At 73.5% G+C, this 17,458-nt stretch carries 18 protein-coding genes and 1 tRNA gene; 8 read left to right on the plus strand and 11 right to left on the minus strand.

What is annotated here, in order from left to right:
- From J5O08_RS18275 to J5O08_RS18300, 6 genes are all read left to right on the plus strand, one after another.
- On the plus strand, positions 1-1,564 hold a 1,564-nt coding region (locus tag J5O08_RS18275), incomplete at its 5' end, for a hypothetical protein (protein WP_218708334.1).
- Positions 1,565-1,585: 21 nt separating this feature from the next.
- Complete coding sequence (locus J5O08_RS18280) at positions 1,586-2,356, plus strand: hypothetical protein (RefSeq protein WP_218708335.1); 771 nt, start codon at positions 1,586-1,588, stop codon at positions 2,354-2,356.
- Between the two features lie 109 nt (positions 2,357-2,465).
- Positions 2,466-3,110 carry a hypothetical protein gene (locus J5O08_RS18285; protein WP_218708336.1) on the plus strand — a complete coding sequence of 215 codons (645 nt, stop codon included), beginning with the start codon at positions 2,466-2,468 and terminating at the stop codon, positions 3,108-3,110.
- A gap of 167 nt (positions 3,111-3,277) precedes the next feature.
- On the plus strand, positions 3,278-3,850 hold the full coding sequence (locus J5O08_RS18290; RefSeq protein WP_218708337.1) for a hypothetical protein: 573 nt from the start codon (positions 3,278-3,280) through the stop codon (positions 3,848-3,850).
- 169 nt (positions 3,851-4,019) lie between these two features.
- Positions 4,020-4,559 carry a hypothetical protein gene (locus tag J5O08_RS18295; protein ID WP_218708339.1) on the plus strand — a complete coding sequence of 180 codons (540 nt, stop codon included), beginning with the start codon at positions 4,020-4,022 and terminating at the stop codon, positions 4,557-4,559.
- The gene (locus J5O08_RS18300; protein WP_218708341.1) at positions 4,556-5,518 is read left to right on the plus strand and encodes a hypothetical protein; all 963 of its coding nucleotides are present in this window, start codon (positions 4,556-4,558) and stop codon (positions 5,516-5,518) included. The genes J5O08_RS18295 and J5O08_RS18300 overlap by 4 nt, the downstream gene beginning before the upstream one ends.
- A 29-nt stretch (positions 5,519-5,547) precedes the next feature.
- Here J5O08_RS18300 and J5O08_RS18305 read toward each other — a convergent pair whose 3' ends face one another.
- The 3 genes from J5O08_RS18305 to J5O08_RS18315 form a co-directional block, all read right to left on the minus strand.
- On the minus strand, positions 5,548-7,662 hold the full coding sequence (locus tag J5O08_RS18305; RefSeq protein ID WP_218708343.1) for a hypothetical protein: 2,115 nt from the start codon (positions 7,660-7,662) through the stop codon (positions 5,548-5,550).
- A gap of 229 nt (positions 7,663-7,891) precedes the next feature.
- The gene (locus J5O08_RS18310; RefSeq protein WP_218708345.1) at positions 7,892-8,191 is read right to left on the minus strand and encodes a hypothetical protein; all 300 of its coding nucleotides are present in this window, start codon (positions 8,189-8,191) and stop codon (positions 7,892-7,894) included.
- Positions 8,192-8,301: 110 nt separating this feature from the next.
- On the minus strand, positions 8,302-8,691 hold the full coding sequence (locus J5O08_RS18315; protein WP_218708347.1) for a VOC family protein: 390 nt from the start codon (positions 8,689-8,691) through the stop codon (positions 8,302-8,304).
- Positions 8,692-8,855: 164 nt separating this feature from the next.
- On the opposite strand from J5O08_RS18315, the gene J5O08_RS18320 reads away from it, so the two are divergent.
- Complete coding sequence (locus J5O08_RS18320) at positions 8,856-9,947, plus strand: acyl-CoA desaturase (RefSeq protein ID WP_218708349.1); 1,092 nt, start codon at positions 8,856-8,858, stop codon at positions 9,945-9,947.
- Positions 9,948-10,010: 63 nt separating this feature from the next.
- Here the strand turns inward: J5O08_RS18320 and J5O08_RS18325 are convergent, their stop codons facing one another.
- The 6 genes from J5O08_RS18325 to J5O08_RS18350 form a co-directional block, all read right to left on the minus strand.
- Positions 10,011-10,214, minus strand: coding sequence for a cold-shock protein (locus J5O08_RS18325; RefSeq protein ID WP_147796946.1), 204 nt, complete (start codon positions 10,212-10,214; stop codon positions 10,011-10,013).
- Between the two features lie 452 nt (positions 10,215-10,666).
- Positions 10,667-10,739 (minus strand) — tRNA-Thr (locus tag J5O08_RS18330).
- Between the two features lie 113 nt (positions 10,740-10,852).
- Complete coding sequence (locus J5O08_RS18335) at positions 10,853-12,406, minus strand: alpha/beta hydrolase (RefSeq protein ID WP_308281711.1); 1,554 nt, start codon at positions 12,404-12,406, stop codon at positions 10,853-10,855.
- Positions 12,407-12,441: 35 nt separating this feature from the next.
- On the minus strand, positions 12,442-13,578 hold the full coding sequence (locus tag J5O08_RS18340; RefSeq protein WP_218708351.1) for a DNA polymerase III subunit delta': 1,137 nt from the start codon (positions 13,576-13,578) through the stop codon (positions 12,442-12,444).
- Entirely contained in the window at positions 13,575-14,258 is a 684-nt protein-coding gene (tmk, locus tag J5O08_RS18345; protein ID WP_308281712.1) for a dTMP kinase, read from the minus strand. The genes J5O08_RS18340 and tmk overlap by 4 nt, the downstream gene beginning before the upstream one ends.
- A gap of 44 nt (positions 14,259-14,302) precedes the next feature.
- Positions 14,303-15,307 (minus strand): Gfo/Idh/MocA family protein, encoded by a 1,005-nt coding sequence (locus tag J5O08_RS18350; protein WP_218708353.1) that lies wholly within the window; start codon positions 15,305-15,307, stop codon positions 14,303-14,305.
- A 143-nt stretch (positions 15,308-15,450) separates the two neighbouring features.
- Between J5O08_RS18350 and J5O08_RS18355 the strand changes: the two genes are divergently transcribed.
- A complete protein-coding gene (locus J5O08_RS18355) occupies positions 15,451-16,608 on the plus strand; it encodes a glycerol dehydrogenase (protein WP_308281713.1) in 1,158 nt (385 codons plus the stop codon).
- A 42-nt stretch (positions 16,609-16,650) separates the two neighbouring features.
- Here J5O08_RS18355 and frdD read toward each other — a convergent pair whose 3' ends face one another.
- Positions 16,651-17,010: a fumarate reductase subunit FrdD gene (frdD, locus tag J5O08_RS18360; RefSeq protein WP_218708355.1), complete on the minus strand. Its 360-nt coding sequence runs from the start codon at positions 17,008-17,010 to the stop codon at positions 16,651-16,653.
- Positions 17,010-17,458: hypothetical protein (locus J5O08_RS18365; protein ID WP_218708356.1), on the minus strand; the 449-nt coding region annotated here is incomplete at its 5' end. The genes J5O08_RS18365 and frdD, both read right to left, overlap by 1 nt.

The raw sequence follows: 17,458 nt of genomic DNA on the forward strand, positions 1-17,458 counted from the left end.
CGCCTACCGCAACGGCCGCACCATCCCCAAGACCGACATCCTCGACGAGCTGCTCGACCTGCTCGACCGCGACCCCACCGGCAACCTCGACCTGCTCCACCAGTTCCTGCTCATGCACAGCAACGACGCCGAGCTCATGGGCACGTTCTTCGACGGGCTCGGCGCACGCGGGCTTCTGCGGCTCATGGGCCACGCGTCGGGAGTGAGCGGGAACGACGACACGTCGCACCTCGTCGGCCTGCTCGCCGGCGCCTTTGCCTCGGCGTCGCGGGCGTGGAGCGCAGATGACCAGCAGCGTTTCGGCTTCCACCTGGTGCGGGAACTGCGCACCGAAGGGCTGCCCGACTGGCTTCGGGTTCCCGAACCGGTCCTGCTCTCCGTCCTGCTCACAGCTCCTGGCGTCGGGCCCCACGTCGGACTCGGCGTGTTCGAGGGCCTCGAGCTCATGCGCCGCATCGACCCCACACGGTTCGCCGCGGTGACCGCCGTTCCGCAGAACGTACCGTTCGACCAGTTCCACGACCAGCAGTCGTTGGCGAACGCCTCGTTCATGCTCATGAGCCAGATCCCATCCGACACGCTCGCCTTCCTCGCCTCCTCCGGAAACTTCAGTCGGACGGTCGAGTACTGGTATGGCGAGCACCCATGGGCCGGCGGGGAGATTCCGTGGACCATCGACGGATTCGGCGGGCCAGCGGCACTGATGAACGCAATCATCTCCGACCCGACTATCCGCACGCACGACGCATCCGACCTCAACTGGGCCACAGCTCTCGATTTCCTTTCGCGCGCCGTGAATGGACTGGGACGGAACCCGGGATTCGAGGCCCACAACGTATCGGCCCCAGCCGCTCTTCACCTGGCTTCCTCGCTGGCAATCGTCATCCCCGAGATTGTCGCCCGACTCGACCCTAGGAACGCATCTTCGCTCGAGCAGGCACCTGCAGACGCGCTTGTCGGACGCGAGATCATCACCGTGCTCGGTTTTGATATAACGAAAGGGGCGCTCAACCGTGTGCTCGGCGTCAGCCTTCTAGATAACGATGCCCGGGACACATTCGCTCGGGCCATGGCTGATTACCTGAGTGACTCCGCTGCGCAGCCAGCTTCGCAGCGCACCGACGTCATCACAGGAACGGGACGGCTCTATGGCCTGGCTTATGGGGCGCTCGCAGGCGAGACGAGCAGGATCGAGAGCAACGCAAGCGCGGCAGCTCAAGCCGCACGCGACATGTTCGAGACGATCCTCTCGTGGATTCCCATGCCCGGGACCGGGGGTTCCATCACCGACTACTTGGTCCAGATTGGCACGGCAGTGGCGACGGACTCCATCGCCGACCAGATTCACGGGACGAAGACATGGGCTGAAATCCAGGACGCATCGATAAGCCAGCGCGAGGCCGCAGGTCAAGACCTTCAGCGAATCGCTCTGGTCTACTTCGAGGACCACGGAATCGACGAATCGACGGCCGCGGAACTCGCGGCGAAGTTGGCTGAAGCGTTCGACATCGATTCGAACGCTTCATCGAACCCCGCTGGGAGTGGTGGGTATGCGACCAATTGACGCGTCATCGGCGGCGCGCCCGTGAACGCATCAACAACCCGGGTCGGTGAGACCGGAGATCACCGTCGCGGGCAGCGCGTCTTTCTCGGCGCGCTCGCGCTGATCTCGGTGTTCGTCGCGATTTGCCTGCTCCCCGCACCGCAGACCGGACGCTCGGACGCCGGCGAGCCGACATCCACTCCGACTGCAGTTCCTCCCGTGGGACAGCTCGCTCCGGAACACCCGACGTACACCGAGCTGGAGGACACGCCCGAGGTCCGATCGTTGCGTGCCGCGTTCGCCGCGGTCACCTGGGCGAGCCTCTACCTGAACTGCGAGTTCCCCGAGTTCCACGACGGGGTACGCCCAGGGGATCGGCACCTTCTCTGCCCGCGATCGGACCTCCCGCGCGCGGACGATTCCCTGGACCGCGTACGACCGGTGGGTCCGCCCGCGTTCGAACCCATTGAGGTCATTCGAGACGAGGACGGCACCGCGATCGTCATGGTCTGCCTTCGTGAGCCTCAGCTCAGCTACGACTCGATCACCCATCGACCTTTCGACGCGGGCCCGGTTAGGCACAGGCAAGTGGGCTGGCGGCTGGCGCCTTCGGCGCCGGACTCCGACTCCCTGGAGTTCCAACTGATGGCTACCGGTCCTCGCACCTTCGCCGCATCCTGCGAACCAAAGTTCCCTATCACCGTCCAAAGCTTCGAGGACTGGCAGGACACACCGGTGTTCACGCTCCAGCACGCGAACGAGCAACTTGAAACCGCGAGCTTCGATCAGATGTCGCCCGGAAAGGTGAACTAGCATTCGGATACGATTCCGAGGGTGCGGCACAAGCGCACTGGCGTTCCTAGTGATCGCCGGATGCTCCTCGACCGTCGACCCGTCGCCATCCCCCACACCCAGGCCGAGCGTGGCGACCCTGGTGACACGGGCCTCGACACCCGGCGAACTCAACCCGCCACATCCCGCGGACAACCCCTACGAGCACACCGACGTCATCGTCTCCCTCCGCCACGACTTCATCGTCGCGGCGTGGGGATGGCTCAACGACCTGTGCAGCACCGACGAGTACAAGGCACTGGTGGACGTTGGCGTGTTCAAGTGCGAGGAAAACTACCCGTCCGCGTCGGGAGGAGACCGGTTGGGAATCGGCCCGGCGAGTTTCACGCCACTCGAGTTCGCTCCTCGAGACGATGACCACGTCGAGGTGATCGCCTGCTATCACGATTCGCCCCAGAGCTACGCCCTGCGAAGCACGGGTGAGGTAGAGACCGAAGGCTCGACCCAGAGGTTCCGGATCACCTACGACCTCTCGCCGTTGACCGAGGACGAGCGCACCGCGTTGATCGCACTCGGGCTCGAACCCACCACGCACCGCCTCCGCGAAGTGCACCCGAGCACCGACCCGTGCCCCGACGTCGAGGTCACGACCCAGGTATTCGTCGACTGGCCGCGAACGAGTTTGTTCACATCGCCCGCGCCGTTCTCGACACCCCCGCCGCATTGGCGAGACGACACATCTCCGACCCGGGCGCCGAGTTTGGCGGCAAGGTAATGCCCCTCGCCGAATCCCGCCGTCGCGGGTTGCTGATCCTGCCCCGCTCGCGCCGCGCACCACTCCTGCTCGCGATCTGCCTCGCCGCAGCCTCGGCTGTCGCCCTGGGCGCGCTGTGGGGCACCTCGCGAGACAGCACACGCGCACCCCACCGCACCACCGCTCCCATGGGCGAGCTGGTCCCCGAACGTGGCACGCCGACCGCGCCCGACGAGGCGCCGGAGATGCAGGCGCTGCGCCAGGCGCTGACGGGCATGGCGTGGGCCACGCTGCAGATGTCGTGCGACGTGCCCGAGGTGGAGACGTGGCTGCATCCGGACTTCGTGCGCGACTCGCGGTTCTGCCACTCGATCTGGTGGCAGCCAGGCGACGGCGTCGCCGCGGCAGGCCCGCCCGCGTACGAGGTGGTGGAGTCGACCCGCCAGGACGACGGCGCGGTCGAGGTGGTCACCTGCACGGCAGCCGAGCCGTCCTCGCGCTACCGGGTCGCGACGCGGGAGCCCGTGCCGGGCGGTGACCACCACCTCCTGCACCGCTACCGGCTGTCCCCGCACGGGGACAGCTACCGGCTGACCGCGGCCCAGACCGCCCTCCTCGGCGCCTGCGAGCCGAGCGGCACGATCACCGTCCAGCACTTCGCCGACTGGCAGAGCTCGCCTCGGTTCACCCGCTTCTTCGCGGGGCTCGACAGCGCTCTCGGGCTCGACGGCGTCGCCACCTCGACCACCCCGCGCACCTGAGAAGGGACCCCCGATGACCACCCCGCAGCACCCCGTCGAGCCGACGCCGCCGCCGGCATCCGGTCCTCCGCCCGTGCCCGCCGGACCACCGCCGGCCGGAGGACCACTGCCCCCGGCGCACGACCCGTACGCGGTGCCGCCGACGCCGCCCGGGACCGGTCCTCGGAACGTGCTGGCCCTGCTCGCCGTCGTCCTCGGCGCCTGCGGCGCCGCGCTGCCCGGCCTCGTCCTCGCGGTGCTCGGGCTGCGCGATGCCCGTCGCATGGGCGGGGCCGGACGCGGGCAGGCGTGGACCGCCGTCGTGCTGTCCGTCGCGTGGGGTGTGGTCCTGGTCGTCACCGGGAGCCTGGCCCCCTGGTCGGTCGCGACGGAGCGCGATGCGGCGGCCGGATCAGCAGGCCCGGCGACCGCGGCGCCCGGGACCGACGCGCTCCACCCCGAGGAGGACCGCGGATCCGGTGAGTGGCTGGGCGAGTTCGCGCCGGAGACCAGCTACCTCGACGACCTGGCCGAGCTCGCCGAGACGCTCGACATCGATCCGGGCACGTACGAGGGCAGCTACTGGCAGAGCTTCTACGAGGGGATGTGGCTCGCGTTCGACCTCGACGACGACGAGTACGCGGCGGCCGTCGCGGACTCCCTCGCGTGCGACGACGGTGACGACGCGGCGTGCGCCCGGGTCCGGTCATACCTCCCGGGTGGGGGATGAGGCGGTCGTCGCCGGCCCGCACGCGACGGCGCGCAGCGTCCGGCGTCGCGCTCGTGCTCGTCCTGCTGCTGCCGGTCCTGCCCGCATGCACAGCGACGGCGGGCAGGACAGCAGGGGCCGCCTGCTCGCACGCCGACCTCGCGGCCGCGCGCGCGTGCCTCGCGCCGCGCTCCGCGAGCGCCGAGGACGTCGCGGCGGTCAGCCTGCTGCTCACCGATCTGGCCGGCGACCCGGCCGAGCAGGCGGCGGCACTCGTCGCGCTCGACGGCTCCGGTCTGACGGACCTGCTCGTCGCGCTCGACATGGTCGGTGCCGCCAAGCCGGAGCACGGCGCGGCGGTGGCGGGAGCGCAGCGTCAGGTCCGGGCGGCGGTGGCAGAGGCGTCGACCGCCTGGGACTGCGCGACGACCTCGCGGATCGCGGCAGGCCTGCTCGAGGGCCTGAGCGCCGCCACGGCCGTCGCGTACCTGGTCGCCGACCCCGCCGGCGCGCGGGTCGACCTGCGACTGGCGACCGCCGTCGGCGACGCGCTCCACGAGTGGGAACGGACGCACGACCAGCTGTTCACCATGCTGGACAGCATCGGGCCGGCGGGCGCACCGAGCAGCCCCATGGCCTCGGCGTTGCCGGGACTCACGCACGACGGGTCCGGCATGCTGGTCGTGGACCCCGCCGATGTCGCGCTCCGGCACCTCGGGGAGCACGGCACGGACGCCCTGGGCTGGCTGCTCGCGGACGACCGCGTGGCGTACTGGTTCGGCGATCGGGACTGGGCGGTCGCTGCGGGTCACGCCGCGCCCGCGGCGCTCTGGAACGCCATGCGCGACGCGGTCGCGACGGAGGACGACACCGCTGAGCTGCGCCGACTCGACGACGAGGTCGTGGTGCTGTGGTCCGACGGCGTGCTCCGGGCCGAACCAGACCTGGCCCCAGAGCCCGTGCGACGAGGGCGCCCCTGAGCGCGAGCGCCCCGTGGTTCGATCGGCGCTCACGCCGCACCGCACCGCGCTTCCTCGCACCGAAGCAGGACGCCAGGGCTGTCGAGCCCGTCACCAGGAGACAGGATCACCGGACGGCCGTCGGTGACTGCCAGCGAGGGGGCCGCCAGCCCATCGCCAGGAACGGGGCGACCCGCCGTCAGCGACACCGACTCCGACTCCGAGCACGCGTGGTCGAGGCAGGAGAGCAGGCGCAGCACGCCGTCGTCCGGGTCCGACGTCACGACCATCGGACGCCCGGTGTCGTCGACGGCGAGAGCCCCCTGCGCCAGCGGTACCCCCGGGACGGGGATCGAGTCCCACGTCTCGCAGGTGCGGCTCGCACACCGGACGAGAGTGGCCTCCGCCTCGTGGCTCAGCCGGTACAGCACCCACGTGGTTCCCCGCGGATCGACGACGACGGCTACCGACGACGGACCCGACCCGTCAGTGGTATCGCCCCCGAGGAGGCCGATCCGCCGCTCCGTGAGGACGCCGTCGTCCGCGACGTAGAGCACGACGTCGGTGCCGGCGAGGACTGCAGCGGCATAGGCGGTGCCGTCGTCCGCCGCCGCGAGGTCGAGGCGCCCTCCGCCCGGGATCAGCCCGTGCACCTGCCCGGACGCGAGGCGGCAGGACGGGGCGCGGCTCCTCTCGTCGTCGCTCACGCAGGTCCAGATCATGAGCTCTCGGGGGACACCCACCCGGTCGGGAGCCGTCGCGACGGCGACCACACCCGACGGCGCCGTCGCCACGGCGGGCACGAGACCGTCGTCACGCCACCCGAGGTGGACCGCGTGCTCGTCCACGCGGTCGGAGACCACGCCGAACAGCGTGGTCTCGTGCAGGACCTGCACGCTGTCGACCCGCGCGCGCCCGGTCCAGTCGGCGCCGCCTGTCCCGGACTGCGTGAGCTCGAGCCGCACGGGGACGTCCTCGCCCGTCCAGACCGTCCGGCCCGGGCCGACGGTCCACTCCGCGCTCCACACCGACGCGCCGCCCTCGGAGGTCGCCGCGGCGACCGGGGCGTCATGCCCCACCTCGGGCTCAGCCCAGCACTCGCGATCCGTGCACGAGACGGCTCCGCGGTCGAACCAGGCCTGGCTCCGGTCCAGCACCACCCGATCGCCCAGCACCACCAGGTCGGCACGGCTCTTCAGCAACCCGGGCGACTCGACGGTGCGCACCCCGACGAGGTCCGACGTGTTCATCGAGACGAGGACACGCGGTGCGACCACCCCGGCCAGGAGAGCGACGGCGGCGATCGCGGCGATCGCGTCCTCAGGGACGACCGCGGGTCGTCGGGAGAGGGTGGGCAGCGCCACCGGCTGCCCGTCTTCGAAGTCGGCCAGCGCGTCACCGACCGCGGCGACGACCAGAAGGCAGGCTGCGGCGACCATCGCGAACGCGACGACCAGCTCCCCGAGCCAGCCGAACCACTCCGGGTGCGCCATCCGGACCAGTGCCTGCAGGACTGCGGCCGCCACGACGAGCTTCAGCACGAGGCCCAGCGGGCGCCCCTGCACCTCGCGCAGCGCGGCCGCCCGTCGGACCGCGTCCTGACCTCTGGGAGTCAGGACCCGCTCGACGCACCGGTTCGACAGCCGTGCGTACGGGCCGGTGAGGGTGAGCAGGACGCATCCACCCAGGACGAGCGCCAGGGCGTCCGGGAACGGGGGGAACACCAGCACCACTGCGCCCAGCGCGACCGTGGCGCCCACGAGCCCGACGAGGAGCACGCCGGTGACCCGCAGAACCGCGAGCGGTCGACGAAGAGCCCACGACCAGGCCGCACGCACGGTCACGCGCCTCCGAGCGCCCTCCGCGGCGCACACCCCGATCCCCGCGACGAGCGCCCACGGCGCGGCGAGCGCCCAGGGCACCAGCTCGAGCAGCGCGGTGACCAGCTGCCAGAGGCGCGCGTCCGCGCCGACCGGGGTCAGCTCGCCGTCGCGGATCACCGAGCCGACCCGAGCGTGCAGCGAGTACGAGGCCCAGGCCGCGAGCAGCCCCAGCACGCCGTACGGGACCGCGATCGCCGCGAACAGACGCGGCGACAGCCGTGGACGCCGCAGCTCGAGCAGGCCCGGGGCGTTCTCGGCGGATGCGACGGCACCGGGTGGCACGGCAGTCCCGGCGTATCCCGGGTCCGCTGTGCCACCCAAGCCGCCGGTGCTGTCGATCGTCACGGGGGCTCCAGCTCGGGCGCGGGTGACATCTAGGACGCGCTCACGGCGATCGACGGCAGGACCGCGGCGGAGGCCGTCCCCTGCACCTGCACGAACGCGCGGCTGACGCGAACCGCGCTCCACGCTAGAGCCGGCCGCAGGCGGGAGATGGGACGGAGGTCCGTACTCACCCCACCCCGCGCACCGCCACCCAGCGCGGCCCCGACCGCCGCGCCACCTCGGCCCGCCGCACCTCCGCCAGCTCCCGCGCCCGGGCCGCCACCCGCCGCCCGATCCGCGCGGCGCCGTCGTCGTCCCCCGCGAGGTACCGCACGACCACCCGCGCCTCGCCCGCGACCACGGCGACGTCCTGCGCCTCGACCTTCGTCAGCGCCCGGGCGGCGTCCGCCGCGGCGGGCAGCAGGGTGGCGGGGTCGACGCCGGGGAGCAGCAGCCCGACGCCCAGGGTCACGCGGTACGACGGCACGGCCGCGAGCGTACCGGCGGCACACCGTGACGTCGGAGCCCCGGCCGCCCGCCGGGCCCGCCGTCGCACCGGGCCCGCCGACCCCCGACACCCGCGCCCGCCCCGGAGCCTCACATCGTGACCGATCCGTCCTCCCCGATCGGCCACCCCGGGTTGTGCGCGACCTCCCACACGTACCCCTCGGGGTCGGCGAACGCCCCCGAGGTCCCGCCCCACTCCGCGAGGGCCGCCGGCCGCACGACGGACCCGCCCGCGGCCGCGGCCGCGTCGAGCACCGGCGCGACCTCCGCGGCCGCCCGCACGTTGTACGCGAGCTCGAGCCCCGGCGCCCCGCGCCCCTCGACGCCGGTCCACAGCGCGAGCACCATCCCGCCCGCCTGGAAGAACGCCACCTCCCCGTCGGGCCGGCGCGGCGCGGGCCACCCCATCGCCTCGTAGAACGCGCACTCCCGGTCGAGGTCCGTGACGCCGAGCGTCACCACGCTGATCCGCGGCTCCATACCGCCTTCCTACCGTGCCTCCACGACATCCACCCGCGATCGGGGGGACAGCCCCCGGGTCGCGGGCCCCGCGGTCACGTAGCGTGGCCGCATCCGAACGACGAGCGTCCCGCTCACGCCCGCGGCTGGGAAGTCGACCACCCCCCACGTTCGGAGCGCGCTTCGTGACACCCCCCGCACCCGCCGCCGCGCCGGTGGCCCCCGCCCGGCCGAACCAGGCCGCGTCGACCGGCTCGTACCAGGAGCTGTCCCGCCAGATCCGCGACGCGGGCCTGCTGAACCGCACGCCTGGCTTCTACGTCCTGCTGCTGGTCGGCCTGGGCGTCGCGCTGGCCGGGCTGGTCGCGGGCTCGGTGCTGCTCGGCCGGTCCTGGTTCCAGCTGCTGATCGCGGGCGGTCTCGGGATCGTGCTGACGCAGTTCGCGTTCGTCGCGCACGAGGCGTCGCACCGGCAGGTGCTGGCGTCGGGCCCGGCGAACGACCGCCTGGGCCGGATCCTGGCGAACGGCGTCGTCGGCATCAGCCACTCGTGGTGGATGACCAAGCACTCGCGGCACCACGCGAACCCGAACCACGTGGGCAAGGACCCGGACATCGCGCCGGACACCATCGTGTTCCTGCACGCGGACGCCGCGAAGCAGAACCGGGTGATGGCGGCGCTGACCCGGGTGCAGGGCTGGGCGTTCTTCCCGCTGCTGACGCTGGAGGGCCTCAACCTGCACGTGACGGCGTTCCGCAGCCTCCTCGCGCAGGAGCGGTCCCGGGCCCGGACGCTGGAGCTGACGATGCTCGTCGTGCGGCTGAGCGTCTACACGGCCGCGGTGCTGTGGTTCCTGGGCCTCGGGATCGGCTTCGCGTTCCTGGGCGTGCAGCTCGCGGTGTTCGGCGTCTACATGGGCGCGTCGTTCGCGCCGAACCACAAGGGCATGGCGGTGATCCCGGAGGGCAGCCGGCTGGACTTCCTGTCCAAGCAGGTGCTGACGTCCCGGAACATCACCGGCGGGCACGCGATGAGCACGCTCATGGGCGGCCTGAACTACCAGGTGGAGCACCACCTGTTCCCGAGCATGCCGCGCCCGCACCTGGCCCGGGCCCGGCTGCTGGTGCGCGAGCACTGCCTCCGCAACGGGGTGCCGTACACGGAGACCACGCTGCTGCGGTCCTACGCGATCGTGGTGCGGTACCTGAACGACGTGGGCCTCGCTGCCCGGAACCCGTTCGACTGCCCGATCGTGCAGCGCTTCCGCCAGGTCTGAGCGACCCGGAGCAGCAGAACGCCGGCCGTCCCCGAGGGGGGCGGCCGGCGTTCGCGCGTCAGCTCAGAGCGGGCGGATGTTCGCCGCCTGCGGGCCCTTCGGGCCCTCGGTGACGTCGAACTCGACCTGCTGGTTCTCCTCGAGGGAGCGGTAGCCGGAGGAGGCGATCGCGCTGTAGTGCGCGAACACGTCCGGGCCGCCCTCGGCGGGAGCGATGAAGCCGAAGCCCTTCTCGGCGTTGAACCACTTCACGGTGCCGGTGGTCATGATGTCTTCTCTCGTTCGAGGACCGGAACCGCGGACGCGGATCCTGGTGCCGCGCCCCGAGGGGCGCGGACGGTGGTGGGTGCGCACGCAGCGTGCGGGCGCAGCGGGACGGCGGGCCGCGGCGAGCGCGGCGACGGCCTGGTCCCAGGTCGGGGTCACGGCCACGGGGCGCGACAGGTGGTCGCTGACGTGGTGGCCGTCGGGCTCGCAGGCGATGAGGCCGGCGTACTCGCCGGCGGCGGTGGCGGCCCAGAGGTTCTCGTCCGCCTGGCGCCACTGGACGGGCGCGGTGTCGGCGGGGGTGGTGGTGCGGGTACTGAGGGTGATGATCTGACGACTGCTCTCACTCCGCACGACGTCGGCGGAGGGTGGGGGCGACGGCACCGGGTGGGTGCCGTCCGGACTGCTGCAAGAGGCCCGGGAATCCGCGAGGACTCCCGGGCCTCCAGCTGAGCCGCCTAAGAGAATCGAACTCTTGACCTTCTCATTACGAGTGAGACGCTCTGCCGACTGAGCTAAGGCGGCGCGCGCCCACCGATCCGGCGGACGAGCACGGACACTGTACCTGGCGGACGGCGCCTCGACCAAAGCGAGCCTCGTCACCCCGCCGACGACCGGCCCCGCGGGCCCGCCCGCGGTCAGCAGCGGACGCCGTCGGCGGGCACGGTCCCCTCGAGCAGGTAGGCGTCGACGGCGTCGGCGATGCAGGCGTTCGACCGGCCGTAGGCCGTGTGCCCCTCGCCCTCGTACGTGAGCAGGTGCCCGGAGTCGAGGGTGCCCGCGAGGCTCTCCGCCCAGGCGTACGGCGTCGCCGGGTCGTTGGTGGTGCCGATGACGACGATCGGCGCGGCGCCGGCCGCGGAGTAGTCGTCCAGGCCACCCGCCTCGGGCACGGGCCACTGCGCGCAGATCACGCCGCCGTAGCCGAAGAAGTACCCGACGGTCGGCGCGACGTCCTCGATCGCGGCCGCCTGGGCGCGCATCTCGGCGACGTCGGTGGTGCCGCGGTCGTCGGCGCAGCCGATGGCCCAGAACGCCTGGGTCGAGTTCGAGGAGTACGTGCCGTCGGCGTTCCGGTCGTAGTACAGGTCGGCGAGCTGGAGCAGGATCGACCCGTCGCCGGACAGCGCCGCGTCCAGGCCCATCGTGAGGTAGCTCCACGAGCTCTCGTCGTACAGCGGGAGCGCGATGCCGCTGAACGCGAGCGCGCCGGTCAGCGGCCGCTCGGTGCCGGTCGGCAGCGGGGACTTCCGCGCCCGGTCGAGGACCGAGCGGACCTGGGCGAGGCCGTCGTCGACCGAGCCGGTGAGCGGGCAGTCCGCGCCGGCCTGGCAGTCGGCGACGTAGGCGCGCAGCGCGTTCTCGAAGCCCTGCGCCTGGCCCTCGGAGAGCTCCTGGGAGGACAGCGTCGGGTCGAGGGCGCCGTCGAGCACCAGGCGCCCGACCTGCTGCGGGAACAGCGCCGCGTAGGTCGCGCCGAGCTGGGTGCCGTAGGAGTAGCCGACGTAGTTCAGCGTCTCGTCGCCGAGGACCGCCCGCAGCACGTCCATGTCCTTGGCGGCGGACACGGTGTCCACGTGCTCCAGCACGGGGCCGGTGTTCTCCAGGCACGCCGCGCCGAACGCGCCGTACGCGTCCTCGGCCGCCTGGATGCCGGCGTCGGTGCCGAAGTCGAAGTCGGTCGAGACGATCTCGTCCATCGCCGGGCCGTCGACGCAGGTCACGGGCGTGGACGACGCGACGCCGCGCGGGTCGAAGCCGATCAGGTCGTAGCGGTCGACGACCTCCTGGCCGAACCGCGGCAGCGCGATCGAGGACAGCGCGTCGATGCCGGACGACCCGGGCCCGCCCGGGTTGATCAGCAGCGACCCCAGCCGGTCGCCGGCCGCCGGGTGCCGGCTGACGGCGATCTCGATGGTGTCGCCGTCGGGCTCGGCGTAGTCGAGCGGCACGACCAGCGTGGCGCACTCCAGCTCGCCGCAGGCCTGCCAGTCGAGCTCCTGCGCGTAGATCGCGTCGAGGCCCCGGACGTCGGCCGCGGTCGGCGCGGTCGTGACCTCGGTCTGCTCCTTCGGGGCCGTGCAGCCCGCCAGGGCGAGGGCGGCGACCGCGACGAGGGCGGCGACGCGCGCGAGCCCGCGGCGGCGGGTCGCGGGCACAGGTCGGCTGAGGGCTCTCGAGGCGGGAGTCACCGGACCACGGTAACGGCCCGCCGACCCGCCCGCGGTCAGGCCTGCGGGCGCAGCGCGATGAGCATGGCCTCGACCGCGAGCAGCGGCGCGACGTTGCCCTCGAGCCGGGTGCGGGCCTCCCCCACGGCGTCCATCCGGCGGACGGTCTGCTCGGGCGTCGACGACTCCGCGATCGACCGCGCCGCCTCCTCGTGCTCGGCGTTGACCAGGTGCACGTCGGCGCCCAGCTGGAGCACCAGCACGTCCCGGAAGAACGACAGCAGGTCGACCATGGCCCGGTCGAGCACGTCGCGCTGCGCGCGGGTGGCGCGCCGCTTCTGCTCGTCCTCGAGCTGCTTGACCTGCCCCCGCAGCGCCGGCGGGATCGTCGTGAGGCCCTCGGCGCCGAGCGAGTGCAGCAGCTGCTGCCGCTCGGCCGCGTTGCGCTCCTCGGTGGCGGCCTTCGCGTCCGCCTGCGCGGTCTCCACGAGCTCGGCGGCCGCGAGCACCGCGTCCCCGACGCCGCGCAGCCGCGGGGCGATCCGCAGCACGGCGGACCGGCGGGCGCGCGCCTCGGGGTCCCGGGCGAGCCGGCGGGCGACGCCCACGTGCGACTGCGCCGCGCGGGCCGCCACCAGGGCGACGCCGGGGTCGATGCCGTCCCGGCGCACCAGCAGGTCCGCGACGGCCTCGACCGGCGGCACCCGGAGCGCCACCGACCGGCTGCGCGACCGCAGGGTGACGAGCACGTCCTGGGGGCTGGGGGCGCACAGCAGCCACACGGTGCGCGGCGGCGGCTCCTCGATGGCCTTGAGCAGCACGTTGCCCGAGGTCTCGTTGAGCCGGTCCGCGTCCTCCACCACGATCACCCGCCACCGGCCCTGGGAGGGCGCGCGCTGCGCGAGCTCGACCAGCGGCCGCACGGTGTCCACGCGGATCACGACGCCCTCGGTCGACACGAACGTCACGTCGGGGTGCGTCCCGGCCAGCACGGTGGCGCACCCGGGGCTCCGCGGGTCGCCGGACGGGTCCTGGAGCGCCGCGGCGAAGGCGCGCGCGGCGTTGGACCGGCCGGACCCGGGCGGGCCGGTGAGCAGCCAGGCGTGCGTCATCTTCGACGGGTCGGCCACGGCCTCGCGCAGCACGGCGACGGCCGGCTCCTGGCCGACGACGTCGTCCCAGACGGTCGTCATCGCGCGCCGCCCGCGGCGAGGCCGAGGAGCGCCGCCACCCGCGCCCGCACGTCGGCGGCGATCTCCTCGACCGGGCGCGCGGCGTCCAGCACCAGCCACCGGCCCGGGTCGGCCGCGGCCCGCGCCAGGAACGCCTCCCGGGTGCGGCGGTGGAAGTCGTCGCCCGCGCTCTCCAGCCGGTCCGGCTGGTCGGGCCGCGCGGACAGCCGGCCCAGCCCCGCCGCGGGGTCGAGGTCGAGCAGCACCGTGAGCGCGGGCAGCAGCCCGCCGGTGGCCCAGAGGGACAGGTCCTCGACCTCCTGGGCGCCGAGGTCCCGCCCGGTCCCCTGGTACGCCACGGACGAGTCGAGGTACCGGTCGGTCACGACGACGGACCCGGCCGCGAGCGCCGGCCGGACCAGCGACGCGACGTGGTGCGCGCGGTCGGCGGCGTACAGCAGCGCCTCGGTGCGGGGGTCGACGTGCCCGCCGTGCAGCACCTCGCGGCGCAGCACCCGGCCGAGCTCGGTGCCGCCGGGCTCGCGGGTCAGCACGACCGTCAGGCCGAGCCCCGTCAGCCAGTCGCCGAGCAGCCGGGACTGCGTGGACTTCCCGGCGCCGTCGCCGCCCTCGAACGACACGAACAGGCCGCCGGGCCCGGTCGGGAGGGGCGCGGGCGTCGGCGGGTGGGGCAGCGTCACGCGCGCCAGGGTATCCACCCCCGCCGACACCCCGGGCCCGGGGGTCACTCGCCGGGGTAGACGACCCCGACCTGGGCCCGGACCTCGTCCATCGTCCGCAGCACGCCGAGCGTGTCCGCCCAGGTCATCCGCGGGCTCTCGGTCGCGCCCTCGGCGACCCGGCGCGCGACCTCGGCCGCCTCGTACTGCAGCCCGTGCTGCACCGGCTGGTCGAACGTCCAGGACCGGCCGTCGCGCCGGCTCACCCGGAACGACGTCGGCGCGTAGAACGACCCCTCGATCGTGATGCTGCCCTCGGTGCCGGAGATGGCGGCCGTCGTGGGGGTCTTCGCCCAGAGCGTCGTGGTGAGCGCCGCCTGCGTCCGGTCGCCGTAGCTCAGCACGATCGCGAGCTGCCCGTCGACGCCCGTCTCGGTCAGCGCGCCGACCGCGCGGACCTGGGTGGGCACGCCGAGGAAGTCCTGCGCGAACGCCACCGGGTAGACGCCGAGGTCGAGCAGCGCGCCGCCCGCGAGCGCCGGGTCGTACAGCCGGTGCGTCGGGTCGAACGGGAAGTACTGGCCGTGGTCGGCGTGCACGGCGACGACCTCGCCGATCTCCCCGGAGTCGATCACCTGGTGCACGGCGGCGACGTGCGGGAGGAACCGCGTCCACATCGCCTCCATGACGAACACCCCGGCGGCGCGCGCGGCCGCGAACACCTCCTCGGCCTCCGCGGCGTTCCGGGTGAAGGCCTTCTCCACCAGCACGTGCTTCCCGGCGGCGATCGCGAGCAGGGCGTGCTCCCGGTGCTCGGAGTGCGGGGTGGCGACGTACACGGCGTCGACCTGCGGGTCCTCGACGAGGTCCCGGTAGCCGACGTGCGTGGTGGGGATGCCGTGCGCGGTGGCGAACCGCTCGGACCGGGTGCGGTCCCGGGACCCGACGGCGACGATCGGGGCGCGGGTGCTGCTCCGCACCGCCTCGGCGAAGGCGGCGGCGATGCCCCCCGCGCCGAGGATGCCCCAGCGGATCGACGGTGCGGTGCGCGGGTCCTCGGTGAGTGCCATGCCGCGACCCTACTGCGCGCCCCCGACCAGCGCCCATGCCGGTGGCGGACCGGCACCGGCGGTCCGTACGGTGGAGGTGTCGGCGGCCGGAGACGACCGCGACCGACGGGCCCGGCGCCGACGCGACCCCAGGAGGAGGAGCCGTGTCCGCGACCCAGGAGCACCCGCCCGTCCGCACCCTCATCAGCCCCGCCCGGTACGCCCAGGGCCCGGGCGCGCTCGAACGGCTCGGGGAGCTGGTGACGCCGATCGGCCGCACGCCGCTCGTCGTCGCCGACGACACCGTCTGGTCGTTCGTCGGCGACGCCGTGACCCGGTCCTTCGACGCCGCCGGGCTGCCGCTGACCCGCGACGGGTTCGGCGTCTACGCCACGGCGCAGGCGGTCGAGACGATCGCCGACCGCGCGAAGGAGGTCGGCGCCGACGTCGTGGTGGGCGTGGGCGGCGGGTCGGTGATCGACGCGGTGAAGGCCGCCGGCCACCTCGCCGGGACGCGGTGGGTGTCGGTGCCGACCGTCGCCTCGACGGACGCGCCCTGCTCCGCGCTCTCGGTGATCTACGACGACGAGGGCGGCTTCGAGGAGTACCGGTTCTTCCCGCACAACCCGGACCTGGTGCTGGTGGACACCCGGCTGGTCGCGAACGCCCCGGTCAAGTTCCTCGTCGCGGGGGTCGGCGACGCGCTCGCCACCTGGATCGAGGCCCGTGCGGTGGCCCGCGGCGACGGCACGACGATGGCCGGCGGGCTGCCGACCGCGACCGGGACCGCGCTCGCCCGGCTGTCCTGGGACATCCTCTGGGAGCACGCGCTGCCCGCGATCGACGCGGTGCGCGACCACCTGGTGACCCCGTCCGTGGAGAAGGTCGTCGAGGCGAACACGCTGCTGTCCGGGCTCGGGTTCGAGTCGGGCGGGCTCGCCGCCGCGCACGCGATCCACAACGGCCTCACCGCGGCGCCGCAGACGCACGGGCTGACCCACGGGCAGAAGGTGAACATCGGCTCGGTGACCCAGCTGGTGCTCGAGGGCGCGCCGGTCGAGGAGATCCGGGAGTTCGTGGAGTTCACGACGCGGGTCGGCCTGCCGAACACGCTGACCGAGATCGGGCTGACGCCGGGCGACGTGGACGACCTGACCCGGGTGGCCGAGGCGGCGACCGCGGAGGGCGAGACGATCCACGCGATGCCGTTCACGGTCCGGGTGCCGGACCTGGTGGACGCGCTGCGGTCGATCGAGGGCTTCTCGCGCCGGGTCCGGGCCGACGCGGGGCTGCCGGAGCCGGTGCCGCACGTCGCGCACTGACGCGGCCCCGGGACGCCCCGGGACCCCCGGGGCGTCCCGGCGTCAGGCGGCGAGGCAGAGGGCGTACGTGATCGCCGGCGTCAGCAGCGCGACGCCGTAGATCCCGGCGCGCACCACCTCGGGCGGGTGCAGCCCGAGGTCGCGCAGCGTGTGCCAGGTCCGGTGGCAGCAGTGCCACAGCACCAGACCGAGCGCGAGGCTGATCGCGAGCGCCCCGAGCGGGTGCGTGACGAACCCGGCGACGGTGGCGTGGACGTCGGCGGGCTCGCCGAGCACCCCGAACGGCACCAGCAGGCCGAACACCACGACCAGCACCGGCATCGTGAACACGGCGAGCATCCCGCCGCCGCCGAACAGGGCCCAGAGCAGCGGCTCGTTGGTCCGCCCCTCCCAGCGGCGCATCACGACCTCCCGAGCCAGAGCACGACGACGACGGCGAACACCGCGAGCAGCAGGTAGTGCGCCAGCACCACCCAGCGCCGGTGCAGGTGCCGGCGGCCGCGCCGCACCCGGATGATCGCCGGGGTCGCCTGGAACCAGGTCGTCGCGTGCACCACCGCCATCACCAGGGCGACCACGGTGAGCGCGACGACGGGCGGCCACGTCTGCAGCTCGACCCACCGGGTGAACGCGTCGACCCCGCGGTGCGCGGACACCAGGCCGATCACGAGGTTGAGTACGAACAGCCCGACGACGACGCTGGACGCCTCGCGCAGCGCGTACGCCCGGTACTCGCCGGTGTCCAGGAACCAGGTGCGGCGCGCGGGTGCGCGGTGCGGGCGCCGCGCGGAACGGACGGCGGGGCCCGGCGCGGGCGGCGGGGCCGGCGGGGCCGGCGGGGCCGGCGGGG

The sequence above is a fragment of the Cellulomonas sp. PS-H5 genome (assembly GCF_019265565.1).
Classification (GTDB): domain Bacteria; phylum Actinomycetota; class Actinomycetes; order Actinomycetales; family Cellulomonadaceae; genus Cellulomonas.

Excerpts from the sequence above, each read along its gene's own strand:
- J5O08_RS18290 (WP_218708337.1), top strand. The coding sequence starts at position 3,278 with ATGGGCGAGCTGGTCCCCGAACGTGGCACGCCGACCGCGCCCGACGAG.
- J5O08_RS18300 (WP_218708341.1), top strand. The coding sequence starts at position 4,556 with ATGAGGCGGTCGTCGCCGGCCCGCACGCGACGGCGCGCAGCGTCCGGC.
- J5O08_RS18350 (WP_218708353.1), bottom strand. The coding sequence starts at position 15,307 with ATGGCACTCACCGAGGACCCGCGCACCGCACCGTCGATCCGCTGGGGC.
- J5O08_RS18315 (WP_218708347.1), bottom strand. The coding sequence starts at position 8,691 with ATGGAGCCGCGGATCAGCGTGGTGACGCTCGGCGTCACGGACCTCGAC.
- J5O08_RS18340 (WP_218708351.1), bottom strand. The coding sequence starts at position 13,578 with ATGACGACCGTCTGGGACGACGTCGTCGGCCAGGAGCCGGCCGTCGCC.
- J5O08_RS18325 (WP_147796946.1), bottom strand. The coding sequence starts at position 10,214 with ATGACCACCGGCACCGTGAAGTGGTTCAACGCCGAGAAGGGCTTCGGC.
- frdD (WP_218708355.1), bottom strand. The coding sequence starts at position 17,010 with ATGCGCCGCTGGGAGGGGCGGACCAACGAGCCGCTGCTCTGGGCCCTG.